We start from the raw sequence: 17,343 nt of genomic DNA on the forward strand, positions 1-17,343 counted from the left end.
GCAAAACAACGATAAAAACAAAAAAAAGTCGTTATAATATAAAAAAGTACTCTATGCCTGTCCAGTTGGCCCAAAGTTTAATGGAATATTTGGGGTTTCTCCCTCAGTGATTTCACCATGTTGATTTTCAAATCTTCTGATGTTTTCTGCCATTGCTTTTAGTAATCGTTTTGCATGTTGTGGCGTTAAAACAATTCTTGATTTTACTTTTGCTTTAGGTACACCTGGCATTATTGCAACAAAATCCAAAACAAACTCAGAATTTGAATGATTGATGATTGCTAAATTTGAATAAATTCCTTCGGCTGTTTTTTCATCTAGCTCGATATTGATTTGCCCTTGTTGATTGTTATTTTCCATAATTATTTTATTTAAACATATAAGTTATCACTTCAATTTATATGTAACTTTATTAATTTAAGTGGTATTATAATCTTTTACAAGATTAAGTATAATTTTTTGATTAAAAAAAGCCTAACAAAATAAATTGCTAGGCTTTTAAATATTCAATCAGTGCTACTCTTAGTAATTAAATTCTTCTTTAGCAGCAACTAACTCGTTGTATTCTTCTTTAGAACCTACTATCATATTGTCATAATCTCTCATACCAGTACCGGCAGGGATTCTGTGTCCTACGATAACATTTTCTTTTAATCCTTCTAAAGTATCTATTTTACCAGCAACAGCAGCTTCATTTAATACTTTAGTTGTTTCCTGGAACGATGCAGCAGAAATGAATGATTTTGTTTGTAATGACGCTCTAGTAATACCTTGTAATACAGGAGTTGCAGTTGCTGTGATAACATCACGAGCCACTACTAAGTTTTTATCATTACGTTTTAATAACGAATTTTCATCTCTTAACTGACGTGGAGAAATAATTTGACCCGGTTTTAAATTTTCAGAGTCACCAGCTTCTTCCACTACTTTCATTCCATATAATTTGTCGTTTTCTACAAGGAAATCACTAGTATGAGCTAATTGATCTTCCAAGAATAATGTATCTCCTGGATCAACTATTCTTACTTTACGCATCATTTGACGGATTACTACCTCAAAGTGTTTGTCGTTGATTTTTACCCCTTGTAAACGGTAAACTTCTTGAATTTCATTTACTAAATACTGTTGAACAGCAGATGGTCCTTGAATTCTTAAAATATCTTCTGGAGTAATTGCACCATCAGAAAGTGGCGTACCAGCTTTCACGTAGTCATTCTCTTGTACTAAGATTTGGTTCGAAAGTTTTACTAAGTATTTCTTCACTTCCCCAAATTTAGACTCAATAGCAATTTCTCTATTTCCTCTTTTGATTTTTCCAAATGTAACTACACCGTCAATTTCAGAAACTACTGCTGGATTAGATGGATTACGAGCTTCTAATAACTCGGTAATTCTTGGTAAACCTCCCGTGATGTCGCCTGTTTTAGAAGAACGACGTGGAATTTTTACTAAAATTTTACCTGCTTTAATTTTCTCGCCATCATCTACCATAAGGTGAGCACCAACCGGTAAGTTATATGAACGAATTAATTCGCCATCTTTTCCATAAATCAATAAAGTAGGAACTAATTTTTTGTTTCTACCTTCTGAAATTACTTTTTCTTGGAAACCTGTTTGCTCATCGATTTCAACCAAGAACGATTGTCCTTGTTCTAAATCTTCATAAGCAACTTTACCTGTAAATTCAGAAATAATTACTCCATTATATGGATCCCATTTACAAATTGTAGCACCTTTTTCAACAACGTCTCCGTCTTTTACAAAAATACTAGAACCATATGGAATATAGTGTGTATTTAATACAATACCAGTTTTAGCATCTACTAATTTTAATTCAGTTGAACGAGAAACAACAATATCTACAGCGTTTCCATCAGCGTCTTCTCCTTTTACTGTTTTTAAATCTTCGATTTCTAATTTACCTCCAAAACGAGCAACAATACTAGACTCTTCTGAAATACCTCCAGCTACCCCTCCAACGTGGAACGTACGAAGTGTTAACTGTGTACCAGGTTCACCAATTGATTGTGCTGCAATAACACCAACTGCTTCTCCTTTTTGAGTCATTTTTCCTGTTGCCAAGTTTCTTCCGTAACATTTAGCACAAATTCCTTTTGTAGCTTCACAAGTTAATGGAGAACGAACTTCCACTTTTTCAACTGGAGACGCTTCAATTTTCTTAACGATAGCTTCGGTGATTTGCTCTCCTGCTGCAACTAACACTTCATTATCTAAAGGATTAATTACATTTTGTAGTGCCACACGACCAAGAATTCTTTCGCCTAATGTTTCAACTATTTCTTCATTTTTCTTTAATGCAGATACTTCAATTCCTCTTAATGTACCACAATCTACAGAGTTTACAATAACATCTTGAGATACATCATGTAATCTACGTGTTAAGTAACCTGCATCGGCAGTTTTAAGAGCCGTATCTGCAAGACCTTTACGAGCACCGTGAGTAGAAATAAAGTACTCAAGGATAGAAAGCCCTTCTTTAAAGTTAGAAAGAATTGGGTTTTCAATAATTTCACCACCACCAGCAGTTGATTTTTTTGGCTTAGCCATCAAACCACGCATACCAGTTAACTGACGAATCTGTTCTTTAGACCCCCTTGCTCCAGAGTCTAGCATCATATATACCGAGTTGAAACCTTGTTGGTCCTCACGGATATTTTTCATTGCTAATTCTGTCAATTGAGCATTTGCAGAAGTCCAAATATCAATAACTTGGTTGTAACGTTCGTTATTGGTAATAAGACCCATGTTATAGTTCATTGAGATACCTTCAACTTGTTCTCTAGCATCTGCAATTAATTTTGTTTTTTGTTCTGGAATTCTAATATCACCTAATGAGAATGATAAACCTCCGCGAAATGCAAATTTGTATCCCATATCTTTCATGTTATCTAAGAAAGCTGCAGTTGTTGGAACATCAGTAACCGCCAAAATTTTACCAATAATATCACGCAATGATTTCTTAGTTAAAACCTCGTTGATATATCCAGCTGCTTGCGGTACTACTTCATTAAATAATACTCTACCGGCAGTAGTTTGGATAATTTGATATACTAATTCTCCATTCTCATTAAAATCTTTAGCACGCACTTTTACACGCGCATTCAATTCTAATTTTCCTTCATTCAAGGCAATATTTACCTCTTCAGCAGAATAAAAAGTTAATCCTTCGCCTAAAATTTTATGCTCTGGAGTAGACAAACGTTCTTTGGTCATATAATAAAGACCCAAAACCATGTCCTGAGATGGTACAGTAATAGGAGCACCATTTGCAGGATTTAAGATATTGTGAGAAGCTAACATTAATAATTGTGCCTCTAAAATAGCTTCTGGTCCTAATGGTAAATGAACGGCCATCTGGTCACCATCGAAATCGGCGTTGAATGCCGTACATACTAATGGGTGTAACTGGATCGCTTTACCTTCAATTAACTTAGGTTGGAATGCTTGAATACCAAGTCTGTGTAACGTAGGAGCACGGTTTAGTAATACTGGATGTCCTTTAATTACATTTTCAAGGATATCCCATACAACTGGCTCTTTTTTGTCAATAATTTTCTTAGCCGACTTCACTGTTTTAACAATTCCTCTTTCGATTAACTTACGAATAACGAATGGTTTGTATAGTTCAGCAGCCATATCTTTTGGCAAACCACATTCAAACAGTTTCATTTCTGGACCAACGACGATTACTGAACGAGCAGAATAATCTACACGTTTTCCTAATAAGTTTTGACGGAAACGACCTTGTTTACCTTTTAATGAATCTGATAAAGATTTTAATGGTCTGTTTGATTCTGTTTTAACAGCAGAAGCCTTACGTGTGTTATCAAATAATGAATCTACAGATTCTTGTAACATACGTTTTTCGTTTCTTAAGATAACTTCTGGAGCTTTGATTTCCATTAATCTTTTTAAACGGTTGTTACGGATGATTACTCTTCTGTATAAATCATTTAAATCTGAAGTTGCAAAACGACCTCCATCAAGTGGCACTAACGGGCGTAACTCTGGTGGAATAACTGGAATTACTTTCAAAATCATCCATTCAGGACGGTTTTCTCTGTTATAGTTAGACTCACGGAATGATTCTACAACATTCAAACGTTTTAATGCTTCTGTTTTACGCTGTTTAGATGTTTCATTATTAGCAGCGTGACGTAAGCTGTACGAAAGTTCGTCCAAGTCAGTACGTGCTAATAAATCCATAATACATTCAGCACCCATTTTAGCGATGAATTTATTAGGATCATTATCATCTAAATATTGATTTTCCATAGGAAGTGTATCTAAAATATTCAAATACTCTTCTTCCGTAAGGAAATCTAATCTTTGTAATGATTCGCCATCAGCATTTTTAGCAATACCAGCTTGAATTACTACGTATCTTTCGTAGTAAATAATCATATCTAATTTCTTAGATGGTAAACCTAAAATATAACCAATTTTGTTTGGTAACGAACGAAAATACCAGATATGAGCAATAGGCACAACAAGGTTGATGTGTCCTACTCTATCTCTACGTACTTTTTTCTCTGTTACTTCAACACCACATCGGTCACAAACGATTCCTTTGTAGCGAATTCTTTTATACTTACCACAAGCACATTCATAATCTTTTACTGGACCGAAAATTCTTTCGCAGAAAAGACCATCTCTTTCTGGTTTGTGTGTACGATAGTTAATAGTCTCTGGTTTTAAAACCTCACCTCTAGATTCTCCCAAAATAGATTCTGGAGAAGCTAATCCTATCGTAATTTTGTTAAATCTTTTAACGGTATTTTTATCTTTTAATCTTGTCATGATATGAATACTTTCGATTTATGAAAAGCGTTATAAAGGGAGCAACCGAAGCTACTCCCGGGATAAATTTATTCTTCTAATCTGATGTCTAATCCAAGACCTTTTAATTCATGCATTAATACATTGAATGATTCTGGTAATCCTGGTTCTGGCATAGTTTCTCCTTTAACGATTGCTTCGTAGGTTTTAGCTCTACCAATAACGTCATCTGATTTAACAGTTAATATTTCTCTTAGCGTACTTGATGCTCCATATGCTTCAAGAGCCCAAACCTCCATCTCTCCAAAACGCTGACCTCCAAATTGAGCTTTACCTCCTAACGGTTGCTGCGTAATTAATGAGTATGGACCGATAGAACGTGCGTGCATTTTATCATCAACCATGTGACCTAATTTCAACATGTAAATTACTCCTACAGTTGCCGCTTGGTGGAAACGCTCACCAGTACCACCATCATAAAGATACGTGTGACCGAATTGAGGAATTCCTGCTTCATCTGTTAATGCGTTGATTTGATCTAAAGTTGCACCGTCAAAAATTGGAGTAGCAAATTTTCTACCTAATTTCTGACCTGCCCATCCTAAAACAGTTTCATAAATCTGACCAATGTTCATACGAGAAGGTACCCCAAGTGGATTCAATACGATATCTACTGGTGTTCCATCTTCTAAGAATGGCATATCTTCATGACGAACAATTTTAGCCACGATACCTTTGTTACCGTGACGACCTGCCATTTTATCCCCTACTTTTAGTTTACGTTTCTTAGCGATATAAACTTTAGCAAGTTTTAAAATACCTGAAGGTAATTCATCCCCAACAGTGATTGTAAATTTCTCTCTTCTTAACCAACCTTGTAAATCATTTAACTTGATTTTGTAGTTGTGAATTAAGTCGTTTACCATAGCATTTGTATGCTCATCTGTAGACCACTGACCTTTTGTTAAATGTGCAAAATCTTCTACAGCTTGTAACATTTTTTTAGTGAATTTCTTACCTTTTGGCAATACTTCTTCACCTAAATCATTCATTACTCCTTGTGAAGTTTTTCCATCAATGATGATAAATAATTTTTCAATTAATTTATCTCTTAAATCATTGAATTTAACTTCGAATTCAGTTTCTAATTTATCAACGTCTTCTTTATCTTTAGAGCGTTTTCTCTTATCTTTTACTGCTTTCGCAAATAATTTTTTGTCTAAAACAACACCATGTAATGAAGGAGAAGCTTTTAATGAAGCATCTTTAACATCACCCGCTTTATCTCCGAAGATAGCTCTTAATAACTTTTCTTCTGGAGTAGGATCTGATTCTCCTTTTGGTGTAATTTTTCCAATTAGAATATCGCCAGGTTTTACCTCGGCACCAATTCTAATCATTCCGTTTTCATCTAAATCTTTAGTAGCTTCTTCAGAAACGTTTGGAATATCATTTGTTAACTCTTCGTTTCCTAATTTAGTATCACGAACTTCTAACGTATAATCATCAATATGTAATGAAGTAAATACGTCATCACGAACTACTTTTTCAGAAATTACAATCGCATCCTCAAAGTTATACCCTTTCCAAGGCATGAAAGCTACTTTTAAGTTTCTACCAATTGCTAATTCACCGTTTTGAGTAGCATAACCTTCACATAATACTTGACCTTTAACAACTCTGTCTCCTTTTCTTACGATAGGTTTTAAGTTAATACAAGTACTTTGGTTGGTTTTTCTATATTTGATTAATTGATAAGTTTTTTCATCAGCTTCAAAGCTAACCATACGCTCTTCTTCTGTTCTGTCGTATTTGATCGTAATCATATTAGCATCAACATACTCAACAGTTCCGTTTCCTTCAGCATTGATTAATACTCTTGAATCAGAAGCAACTTGTCTTTCTAAACCTGTACCAACAATTGGAGCTTCAGGACGTAATAATGGAACAGCCTGACGCATCATGTTAGATCCCATCAATGCACGGTTCGCATCATCATGCTCTAAGAAAGGAATTAATGAAGCAGAAATTGATGCAATTTGATTTGGAGCAACGTCTGTATAATGCACTGCAGATGGAGCCACAACTGGGAAATCTCCTTCTTCACGAGCAATTACATTTGCGGCTGTAATCTTACCTTTCGCATCCATTTCAATGTTTGCTTGTGCAATCATTTTTCCTTCTTCCTCTTCTGCGCTAAGATAAACTGGTGTTGATTCTAAATCTACTACTCCATCCGTAACTTTACGATAAGGTGTTTCGATGAATCCCATTCCGTTAACTTTTGCATAAACTCCAAGAGATGAAATCAAACCAATATTTGGTCCCTCTGGTGTTTCAATAGGACAAAGTCTTCCGTAGTGTGTATAATGAACGTCACGAACCTCGAAACCTGCACGCTCTCTAGATAAACCTCCAGGTCCAAGCGCAGATAAACGACGTTTGTGTGTAATCTCCGCTAATGGATTGGTTTGATCCATGAATTGAGACAACTGGTTTGTTCCAAAGAATGAATTGATTACCGATGATAATGTTTTAGCATTAATCAAATCAATAGGTGTAAACACCTCGTTATCACGAACGTTCATTCTCTCACGGATAGTTCTAGCCATACGAGCTAAACCAACGCCAAATTGTGCTGATAATTGTTCACCAACAGTTCTTACACGACGGTTTGATAAGTGATCAATATCATCAATCTCAGCTTTTGAGTTAATCAATTCAATCAAATATTTAACAATAGTTATAATATCTTCTTTGGTCAAGACTTGCTTTTCCATTGGGATATCTAAACCAAGTTTTTTGTTCATTCTATAACGACCAACTTCACCTAAGTTATAACGTTGATCTGAGAAGAATAATTTATCTATAATACCACGAGCCGTTTCCTCATCAGGCGGTTCCGCGTTACGTAATTGTCTATAAATATGTTCAACAGCCTCTTTTTCAGAGTTTGTTGGATCTTTTTGTAACGTATTGTGGATAATTGTGTAATCAGCCGCATTATTATCCTCTTTATGTAAAAGGATAGTTTTTACGTCTGCTTCAATTATTTCTTCGATATTATCTTTATCAAGAATCGTATCACGATCTAAGATAATTTCATTACGTTCAATAGAAACCACTTCACCAGTATCTTCATCAACGAAGTCTTCATGCCATGTATTTAATACACGTGCAGCAAGTCTTCTTCCAGCATATTTCTTGATACCAGTTTTAGAAACTTTAATTTCTTCAGCTAAGTCGAAAATTTCCAAGATATCTTTATCTCTTTCAAATCCGATAGCTCTGAATAAAGTAGTTACAGGTAATTTTTTCTTTCTATCGATATATGCATACATTACGTTGTTAATATCGGTAGCAAATTCAATCCAAGAACCTTTAAAAGGAATGATTCTGGCAGAATATAATTTAGTTCCATTTGCATGGAAAGACTGTCCAAAGAATACACCTGGAGATCTATGCAATTGCGATACAACTACACGCTCAGCACCATTAATTACGAATGTTCCGCTAGGTGTCATATATGGTATTGTTCCTAAATACACATCTTGAACAATAGTTTCAAAATCTTCGTGTTCAGGGTCAGTACAATATAATTTTAATCTAGCTTTAAGAGGTACACTATATGTTAAACCTCTATCAATACACTCTTCGATGGTATATCTAGGTGGATCAATAAAATAATCTAGAAATTCTAATACGAATTGATTTCTCGTATCAGTAATTGGAAAATTTTCCATGAAGGTATTATACAGCCCTTCGTTGCCTCTTTCATCAGATTTAGTTTCCAATTGGAAAAAATCTTTAAACGATTTCACTTGAATATCTAGAAAATCTGGATATTGTGGAATGTTTTTTGTCGAAGCAAAATTTAATCTTTCAGTCTGATTTGTTATCATCAATGGACAAAATTTTGATTTAAAAAAAGTAATTTTTGTGTAAAAAACACTGCTTTATTTATACTTCCTTTTATATTTATAATCAATACATCTTTAAAAATAAACCAGGAAAGCTTAGTTTATTTTCTTTCTTCGTTATTGATTACTCTATGCTTGCATGAATAGTTAAAATTATAAAATTTTAATATACGCAAAATGGTTTAGGCCTTTGAGATGTTATCTCAAGGCCTAAACCTAGTTTTTAAACCTAAGTTTTAGCTTATTTAAGCTCAACTACAGCTCCAGCTTCTTCTAATGCTTTCTTAAGACCTTCAGCCTCATCTTTAGATACTCCTTCTTTTACATTAGCAGGAGCAGCATCTACTAAATCTTTAGCTTCTTTAAGACCTAAACCAGTTAATTCTTTAACTGCTTTAACAACTCCTAATTTAGAAGCACCAGCATCTTTTAATACTACTGTAAATTCTGATTGCTCAGCTGCAGCACCAGCATCTCCACCACCAGCAGCAACTACAACAGCTGCAGCAGCAGGCTCGATACCATACTCATCTTTTAATATTGTTGCTAATTCGTTAACTTCTTTAACTGTTAAGTTAACTAATTGTTCTGCGAATTGTTTCAAATCTGCCATTTTTCTATCTTTTAAAATGTTTTGTAAAAATATAATTTATTAAGTGCGTACTTATTATTCTGCTGAATCTTCCTTACCAGGTTGATTCTGAAGAGCTGCAAGAACTCTCTTAGCAGGAGATTGTAATAATCCAATAATTTCAGCGATAACTTCTTCTTTAGATTTAATTGCTACTAAGCTATCTAATAAGTTGTCACCTATAAAAATTTCTTGGTTGATATAAGCTCCTTTAAAGATTGGTTTTTCACCTTTCTTACGGAATTCTTTTATGATTTTTGCTGGTCCATTAGCTGTATCAGCAATAAACATAGAAGTATTTCCTTTAAGAACTGATGCTAAATCACCGAAGTCGTTATCAGAAGCCTCCATTGCTTTTTCTAACAATGTGTTCTTAACAACTTCTAATTTAATACCAGCTTTAAAACAAGCTCTTCTTAAGTTTGAAGTAGTATCTGCATCTAGTCCTGAAATGTCTGCTAAATAAACAACATTCACATCCGCTAACTGTGCAGTTAAATCTTCAATAGCGATTGATTTTTCTTCTCTAGTCATACTAAAAATTTTTAACTACCAATTAAACTGCTTTAGGATCTAAAGCAATTGCAGGACTTTGTGTACTTGATAAGTGAATTGACTTAATATAAGTACCTTTAGCTGCAGTTGGTTTCAATTTGATTAATGTTTGAACAATTTCGTGTGCATTGTCATAGATTTTATCAGCATCAAAAGACACTCTACCTATTCCAGCGTGAACGATACCAGTTTTATCAACTTTGAAGTCAATTTTACCAGCTTTTACTTCTTGCACAGCTTTAGCAACATCCATAGTTACAGTTCCTGTTTTAGGGTTTGGCATTAAACCTCTTGGTCCTAAAACACGTCCTAATGGACCTAATTTACCCATAACAGCTGGCATAGTGATAATTACATCAACATCAGTCCAACCATCTTTAATTTTTTGAAGATAATCATCTAAACCTACATGGTCAGCACCAGCAGCTTTAGCTTCAGCTTCTTTATCTGGAGTTACAAGAGCTAAAACTCTTACATCTTTACCAGTTCCATGAGGTAATGTTACAACCCCTCTTACCATTTGATTCGCTTTTCTAGGATCAACACCTAATTTTACTGCGATATCAACAGACTCATCAAATTTTGCAGAAGCAACTTGTTTAATTAATGCAGAAGCATCTCTTAAAGTATATAGTTTATTCTTCTCAATTTTTGCTGCAGCCTCTTTTTGCTTTTTTGTCAATTTTGCCATTGTCTAATTCTTTTTAGCGATTAAAAAGGAGCATTCCCTGTTACTGTTATACCCATAGATCTAGCTGTTCCAGCAATCATACTCATAGCTTTCTCTAATGTAAATGCATTTAGATCAGCCATTTTGTCCTCAGCGATAGCTTTAATTTGGTCCCAAGTAACACTAGCTACTTTTTTACGGTTAGGTTCACCTGAACCAGACTTTAACTTTGCTGCCTCTAATAATTGAATTGCAGCAGGTGGCGTTTTAACAACAAAGTCAAAAGACTTGTCTTTATACACAGTAATTTGTACTGGTAAAACTTTGCCAGGTTTATCTTGTGTTCTAGCATTAAATTGCTTACAGAACTCCATGATGTTAACCCCAGCAGCCCCCAAAGCAGGTCCAACCGGTGGCGATGGATTCGCAGCACCTCCCTTAACTTGTAGTTTAACTACTTTACTAACTTCTTTTGCCATTTTTAAAAAAATTTAGCACATCTATCAATTGGAAGCGATTGATGTGATTTATATATGTAACGAAAATTATACTTTTTCAACTTGCATAAAACTTAATTCTAAAGGTGTTTTTCTACCAAAAATTTTCACCATTACTTCAAGTTTACGCTTTTCTTCATTTACTTTTTCAATAGTTCCGTTGAAACCATTAAAAGGACCATCTATAACTTTAACTGTTTCACCAGTTGTATATGGAATAGATACATTATCAACTTTTACTGACAATTCATCAACCTTACCTAACATTCTATTTACTTCAGATTGTCTTAATGGCACAGCATCTCCACCTTTAGTTTCACCAAGAAAACCAATCACACCAGGAATTGACTTAATAATATGAGGAATTTCACCAGTTAAGTTAGCTTCAATCATAATATAGCCTGGAAAATAAACTTTATCCTTAGCTATTTTTTTACCATCTCTAACCGTAACAACTTTTTCAGTTGGAACAAGAACTTGAGAGATGTAATCAGACATTCCTAATCTAGCGGTTTCAGTTTCAATATAAGCTTTAACTTTATTTTCCTGACCACTTACAGCTCTTACCACATACCATTTATTCACATTATTATCAGCCATAGCAGAGAGATTATTTTATAATATTAAAAAAACCAGCAATTGCTTTACCAAATAGTGTATCAACACCCCAAGTTAATAGAGCAAAAATGATTGAAAATACTGCCACAATAATTGTCAAACGTTGCACATCAGCCCATAATGGCCAAGTTACATTTGTTTTCAACTCTTGAAATGCTTCAGATATGTAATTAACTACTTTTGTCATTTTAATCTTTATTTGCACGGGCGGAGGGATTCGAACCCCCATCAATGGTTTTGGAGACCACTATACTAGCCCTTGTACTACGCCCGTTTGTTAAAAAACCAGCAGCGAACTGCTGGTTTAATTTATTATTTGACTTTTAATTAGTCTAAAATTTCAGTAACCTGACCAGCACCAACTGTTCTACCTCCTTCACGGATAGCAAAACGTAAACCTACTGATAAAGCGATAGGACTTAATAATTGAACATCAATTGTTAAGTTATCACCAGGCATAACCATCTCTACACCAGCTGGTAAAGAAATAGTACCCGTTACGTCAGTTGTACGTACATAAAACTGAGGACGGTAGTTATTATGGAATGGAGTATGACGTCCACCTTCTTCTTTTTTCAAGATATACACCTCAGCTTTGAAATGAGCATGTGGTTTAACAGATCCTGGCTTAACAATTACCATTCCTCTTTTAATATCTTCTTTAGCGATACCTCTTAATAATAAACCTACGTTATCACCAGCCTCACCTCTATCAAGGATTTTACGGAACATTTCAACCCCTGTAATAGTAGAAGTTAATTTATCAGCTCCCATACCAATGATTTCAACTGGATCACCTGTATTAGCAACTCCTGTTTCGATACGACCTGTAGCTACAGTTCCACGACCAGTAATTGTAAATACATCTTCAACTGGCATTAAGAAAGGTTTTTCAACGTCACGAACTGGTAATTCAATCCAGTTATCAACAGCTTCCATTAATTCCATGATAGTAGCAACCCATTTTGGATCTCCATTTAATCCACCTAAAGCAGAACCTTGAATAACTGGACCATTATCACCATCATATTGATAGAAAGATAATAAATCTCTAATTTCCATTTCTACTAATTCTAATAATTCAGCATCATCAACCATATCCACTTTGTTCATGAATACAACCATTCTAGGCACACCAACTTGACGACCTAGTAGGATGTGCTCTCTAGTTTGTGGCATTGGACCATCAGTAGCAGCAACTACTAAGATAGCACCATCCATTTGAGCAGCACCTGTAACCATGTTCTTAACGTAATCCGCGTGACCTGGACAGTCAACGTGAGCATAGTGACGGTTTTGAGTAGAATATTCTACGTGTGATGTATTAATTGTAATACCTCTTTCTTTTTCTTCTGGAGCATTATCAATTTGATCAAATGATTTTGCTTCTGATAAACCAGCATCTGCTAATACTTTAGTAATTGCAGCAGTTAATGTAGTTTTACCGTGGTCAACGTGTCCGATAGTACCAATATTCAAATGGGGCTTCGAACGATCAAAGGTTTCTTTTGCCATGATTTAATAATTTAATCTTAGTTATATATTAGTGTTCAAAAAATAAACTTTTTTAAGAGCCAATGACGGGAATTGAACCCGTGACCTCTTCCTTACCAAGGAAGCACTCTACCCCTGAGCTACACCGGCTTTTGTGAGTTCAGAAGTTAGACGTTAGAATTCAGAAAAAACCAAACTCCTATTTCTAAATTCATAATCTTGTGGGGAGAGCAGGATTCGAACCTGCGAAGACGTAGTCAGCGGATTTACAGTCCGCCCTCGTTGGCCGCTTGAGTATCTCCCCAAACCTTTTACATTTAGTTACTTACAACTTTGAGCCGATGGAGGGACTCGAACCCACGACCTGCTGATTACAAATCAGCTGCTCTAGCCAGCTGAGCTACACCGGCAACTTAAATATAAAAAGTCCGCTATTTCTAACGGACTGCAAATGTATAGAATTTATTTTTGAATCAAAACATTTTTTATCTTTTTTTTTAGAATATCAATTCGCTCGCAATTTTTCTTTTCTTTTCACAATAACTCTCTCTAAAGAATCAACCGCCAAATCTACTCCTTCTTCGAAAGATTTTGCTGTTTTTTTTACCACAAAATCATCTCCTGGAACATTGATTTTTATCTCGACAGTCTTATTTTCTTTATCACTTGTATTTTCAACTTTTAAAAAAACATCAGATGAAACAATTTTATCATAATACTTTTCTAATTTATCTAACTTCTCTTGAACAAAATCAATAAGTTTTCTGTCAACATTAAAATTTACTGCTTGCAAGTTAACTTTCATATTTTTTCGATTAAATAGGTTATACAATGAGTTATTATTTATTTCTAGGATGCGCTTCTTGATATACTTTTTTTAATTCAGCCAAACTGCTGTGTGTGTAAATTTGAGTGGAAGACAAACTAGCGTGACCTAATAACTCTTTTACTGAATTTAAATCGGCTCCATTGTTTAACAAATGTGTTGCAAATGAATGCCTAAGAACGTGTGGACTCCTTTTTGTTTTTTGTGACACAGTACTAAAGTACTCATTTATTAAACGATAAACAAACGATTCACTCACTTTATTTCCAGTTTTAGATAAAATTAACATCTCATTATTGCTAATTACCTCTAAATGATTTCGTTGCTCTTTATACAATTCTATTAATCTTATGGTACAATCAAGCAATGGAATAATTCTTTCTTTATTACGTTTTCCAATAACTTTAATTGTCTTTTGCAATAAATCAACATTAGTTACATTTAAATTTATCATCTCTGCTCTTCGCATCCCTGTAGTATAAAACAATTCAATAATTAACTGATTACGAATTCCTTCAAAATCATTTGTATACGAATTAAGTTCAAAAACATCTTGAAGTTCTTTTTCAGAAAACGGAATTTGAACTTTTTTAGCTGTCTTTAACGACTTATGTTTCAACAATGGATTAACCGAAATCTGTTTACTCTTTAAAAGAAATTTATAAAATGATTTTAAAGAAGAAATTTTTCTGTTTATTGAAGCATTAGAAATATTTTTTTCCACTAAAACCACAATCCAACTTCTAATTTGTGAATAAATCACTTCTTCCATTAATATTGATTCATGACTATCTTCTAAATATTGCTGAAAAGAAAATACATCAGCAATATAAGCTTGCACCGTTAAAGGAGAATAATTTTTCTCTTTAATTAAATAATCTTGATATGCTTTAATATTTGAATCCATAAAAAAACCGCTAGAAACAAAGTTACACTTTATTATCTAGCGGTTTTATATTTTATTCAAAAAATACTAACTCTCTAATGAGTCTCTCAATCCTTGAATATATGCTGCTTTTTGGATTTTAGCTCTGTTTGTCACAGAAGGCTTAATGAAAGCTTGACGTGCACGTAACTGACGAACAGTTCCAGTTTTATCAAATTTTCTTTTATAGCGCTTTAATGCTCTATCGATATTTTCTCCGTCTTTAATTGGTATAATTAACATAATATTGACACCTCCTCTCGTTAAGGGTGCAAATGTAAAAAATAATTCTGAATTAGAAATTAAAATTCAAAAAATTATTTAACAGCTGGTTTATAATTTTGCTTGTCAAATATCATTTTTGACAGAATTTCTTTTAAAATCTCTGAAGTACCTCCACCAATAGGCCCTAAACGACTATCTCTTAACAAACGAGCTAACGGATATTCTTCCATATAACCATAACCACCTAACATTTGTAAACAACTATAAATTGTTTCATCAGCAACTTTTGTAGATTTTAATTTTGCCATTGTAGCTTCTTTAACTACATACTCGCCTTTATCTAATCTAGCTACAGCAGCGTAATTAAATATTTTACAATGCTCAACATCTGTTGCGTGCTCAACCATAGTATGTCTTAGCGCTTGAAATTTATCTATTGTAGTTCCAAAAGCCTCGCGTTGAGACATGTATTCAATCGTATACTCAATAGCGTATTCAGCCCTAGCATGAGCATTAATAGCCATGATTAAACGCTCTAAAGCAAAATGTTGCATAATATACGGGAAACCTTTTCCTTCTTCACCCATTAAATTCTCAAGCGGAATTTCCACATTATCAAATGCAATTTCTGCTGTATCTGAGGCTCTCCATCCTAATTTATCTAATTTTGTTGCTGAAATTCCTTTTGTATTTGTGTCAACTAAAAATATACTGATTCCTTTATTCCCCACATCCGGAGTAGTTTTTGCCGCCACAACATAATAATCTGCGTAAACACCATTTGTAATGAATGTTTTTGAGCCATTAATCACATACTTATCTCCTTGCTTTATAGCTGTTGTTCTCATTCCTGCAACATCACTACCTCCAAAAGGTTCTGTAATACACAACGCTCCTATTTTATCTCCTGAAATACTTGGCGCTAAATAATTTCGCTTAATTTGTTCATCTCCTTCAGCATTCAAATGCGTCATTGCTAAATAAGAATGTGCCCACATAGCTGCTGCAAAACCAGCTGATTTTATTTTTTGAAGTTCTTCTAAAAATACTACAGTATAAAATAAATCCAAATTTAGTCCACCATAAGCCTCAGGATAACGAATTCCAAAAAAGCCCATCTCGCCAAATTTTTTCCAAATAAAACGTTCAATCGTACCTGTTTTTTCCCATTTTTCAATATGTGGCACCACTTCTTTTTGCAAAAAATCTCGTAAACTAGCTCTAAATAATTGGTGCTCTTCTGTGAAATATATTGAATTCATATAATTGGAATTTGATTTAAAATTTTAATATTTTTTTAGAATTCCAAATATAAGGCGATTATTTTTATTTTTTCATTAGGCATTCCTTTAATTTTTGTTAAATCCGCAATTTCTTTAATTCCGTTATTCATTGTTCGGTAAACAACTATTTCTTTTGCAACGGAATAATTGAAATATGGAAATTTTGCCAATTCTTTCATTGACAAATTATTGATTGCAATTTTTTTAACGGAACTTATATTTTTAACCACGAATCGTTTTTCCAAATCGGCAAATGCTTCTGGGCTAATACCCCACATAAATTGAAATTGCTCCATACTTACAAAACCTCCAAGTTTTTCCTTGTCGCTAAGTATTTTGTCTGCTAATTTTTCTCCAATACCATAAACAGCAATTAATTCTTCTCTGGTTGCTGCATTAATGTCTTTTTGAATAATAGTTACTTTTTCTTTAGGCAAAAATTTATGAAACTTTTCAGATGTACTTGAAGATTTATTAGTTACCCAATCTGGAAATTTAAAATAAGGAGAAATTTTAAGTAATAATTTATCTGAAACTTTAGTAACTTTTTGAAAATCCTCTGCAGAATTAACATACTTATTCTGATTTCTAAATTGTTTTAATCTATCAATCTCCGCAACAGTCATTCCTAATTTATAACCTTTGTAATCAGTAATAAAATTAGGATTAAATGGATAAATTGTATCTCTTCGTGTTGCAACTGTTTGTTTCAAACTATCAATTTCATTTTGCACCAATAACCATGCTTTGTCATCTTTGGACTTACTAATTATATTACTATTTGAATACCAATAATATACTAATTGGGTAATCCCAATAAGAATTAACAATAAAACGATTCCGCTTCTATGTTCTTTAGAAAACAAAAAATAAGATTTCAGCCTATCCATGGAATCAAA

15 protein-coding genes and 4 tRNA genes are annotated in these 17,343 nt (G+C 33.8%); all 19 read right to left on the reverse strand.

The features are described from left to right. Positions 1-51: 51 nt before the first annotated feature. Entirely contained in the window at positions 52-360 is a 309-nt protein-coding gene (locus VK164_RS12565) for a DUF3467 domain-containing protein (protein WP_324209684.1), read from the reverse strand. 162 nt (positions 361-522) lie between these two features. Further along, complete coding sequence (gene rpoC / locus VK164_RS12570; RefSeq protein WP_324209685.1) at positions 523-4,821, reverse strand: DNA-directed RNA polymerase subunit beta'; 4,299 nt, start codon at positions 4,819-4,821, stop codon at positions 523-525. Positions 4,822-4,889: 68 nt separating this feature from the next. Continuing rightward, positions 4,890-8,702 carry a DNA-directed RNA polymerase subunit beta gene (rpoB, locus tag VK164_RS12575; RefSeq protein WP_324209686.1) on the reverse strand — a complete coding sequence of 1,271 codons (3,813 nt, stop codon included), beginning with the start codon at positions 8,700-8,702 and terminating at the stop codon, positions 4,890-4,892. 259 nt (positions 8,703-8,961) lie between these two features. Continuing rightward, entirely contained in the window at positions 8,962-9,333 is a 372-nt protein-coding gene (gene rplL, locus VK164_RS12580) for a 50S ribosomal protein L7/L12 (RefSeq protein WP_166236614.1), read from the reverse strand. Positions 9,334-9,387: 54 nt separating this feature from the next. Continuing rightward, positions 9,388-9,885, reverse strand: coding sequence for a 50S ribosomal protein L10 (gene rplJ, locus VK164_RS12585; protein WP_324209687.1), 498 nt, complete (start codon positions 9,883-9,885; stop codon positions 9,388-9,390). A gap of 22 nt (positions 9,886-9,907) precedes the next feature. Continuing rightward, positions 9,908-10,597 carry a 50S ribosomal protein L1 gene (gene rplA, locus VK164_RS12590; RefSeq protein ID WP_324209688.1) on the reverse strand — a complete coding sequence of 230 codons (690 nt, stop codon included), beginning with the start codon at positions 10,595-10,597 and terminating at the stop codon, positions 9,908-9,910. A gap of 20 nt (positions 10,598-10,617) precedes the next feature. Continuing rightward, positions 10,618-11,055, reverse strand: coding sequence for a 50S ribosomal protein L11 (gene rplK / locus VK164_RS12595; RefSeq protein ID WP_008256586.1), 438 nt, complete (start codon positions 11,053-11,055; stop codon positions 10,618-10,620). 66 nt (positions 11,056-11,121) lie between these two features. Further along, complete coding sequence (gene nusG, locus VK164_RS12600; RefSeq protein ID WP_324209689.1) at positions 11,122-11,673, reverse strand: transcription termination/antitermination protein NusG; 552 nt, start codon at positions 11,671-11,673, stop codon at positions 11,122-11,124. A gap of 10 nt (positions 11,674-11,683) precedes the next feature. Next, entirely contained in the window at positions 11,684-11,878 is a 195-nt protein-coding gene (gene secE, locus VK164_RS12605; protein WP_166236610.1) for a preprotein translocase subunit SecE, read from the reverse strand. A gap of 15 nt (positions 11,879-11,893) precedes the next feature. Continuing rightward, positions 11,894-11,965, reverse strand: a tRNA-Trp gene (locus tag VK164_RS12610). A 53-nt stretch (positions 11,966-12,018) separates the two neighbouring features. Continuing rightward, entirely contained in the window at positions 12,019-13,206 is a 1,188-nt protein-coding gene (gene tuf, locus VK164_RS12615; RefSeq protein ID WP_324209690.1) for an elongation factor Tu, read from the reverse strand. 57 nt (positions 13,207-13,263) lie between these two features. Beyond that, positions 13,264-13,335 (reverse strand) — tRNA-Thr (locus VK164_RS12620). Positions 13,336-13,407: 72 nt separating this feature from the next. Then, a tRNA-Tyr gene (locus VK164_RS12625) sits at positions 13,408-13,489 on the reverse strand. A 32-nt stretch (positions 13,490-13,521) separates the two neighbouring features. Next, positions 13,522-13,595, reverse strand: a tRNA-Thr gene (locus tag VK164_RS12630). Between the two features lie 95 nt (positions 13,596-13,690). Next, on the reverse strand, positions 13,691-13,990 hold the full coding sequence (gene hpf, locus VK164_RS12635) for a ribosome hibernation-promoting factor, HPF/YfiA family (RefSeq protein WP_324209691.1): 300 nt from the start codon (positions 13,988-13,990) through the stop codon (positions 13,691-13,693). A gap of 34 nt (positions 13,991-14,024) precedes the next feature. Then, positions 14,025-14,918 (reverse strand): tyrosine-type recombinase/integrase, encoded by an 894-nt coding sequence (locus VK164_RS12640; RefSeq protein ID WP_324209692.1) that lies wholly within the window; start codon positions 14,916-14,918, stop codon positions 14,025-14,027. 66 nt (positions 14,919-14,984) lie between these two features. After that, positions 14,985-15,179: a 30S ribosomal protein S21 gene (gene rpsU / locus VK164_RS12645; protein WP_166236606.1), complete on the reverse strand. Its 195-nt coding sequence runs from the start codon at positions 15,177-15,179 to the stop codon at positions 14,985-14,987. Between the two features lie 74 nt (positions 15,180-15,253). Continuing rightward, complete coding sequence (locus VK164_RS12650; RefSeq protein WP_324209693.1) at positions 15,254-16,423, reverse strand: acyl-CoA dehydrogenase family protein; 1,170 nt, start codon at positions 16,421-16,423, stop codon at positions 15,254-15,256. Between the two features lie 35 nt (positions 16,424-16,458). Continuing rightward, a complete protein-coding gene (locus tag VK164_RS12655; RefSeq protein ID WP_324209694.1) occupies positions 16,459-17,334 on the reverse strand; it encodes a ComEA family DNA-binding protein in 876 nt (291 codons plus the stop codon). Between the last annotated feature and the right edge of the window lie 9 nt (positions 17,335-17,343).

Source organism: Flavobacterium sp. (assembly GCF_035299005.1).
In the GTDB taxonomy this organism is placed as follows: Bacteria; Bacteroidota; Bacteroidia; order Flavobacteriales; family Flavobacteriaceae; genus Flavobacterium.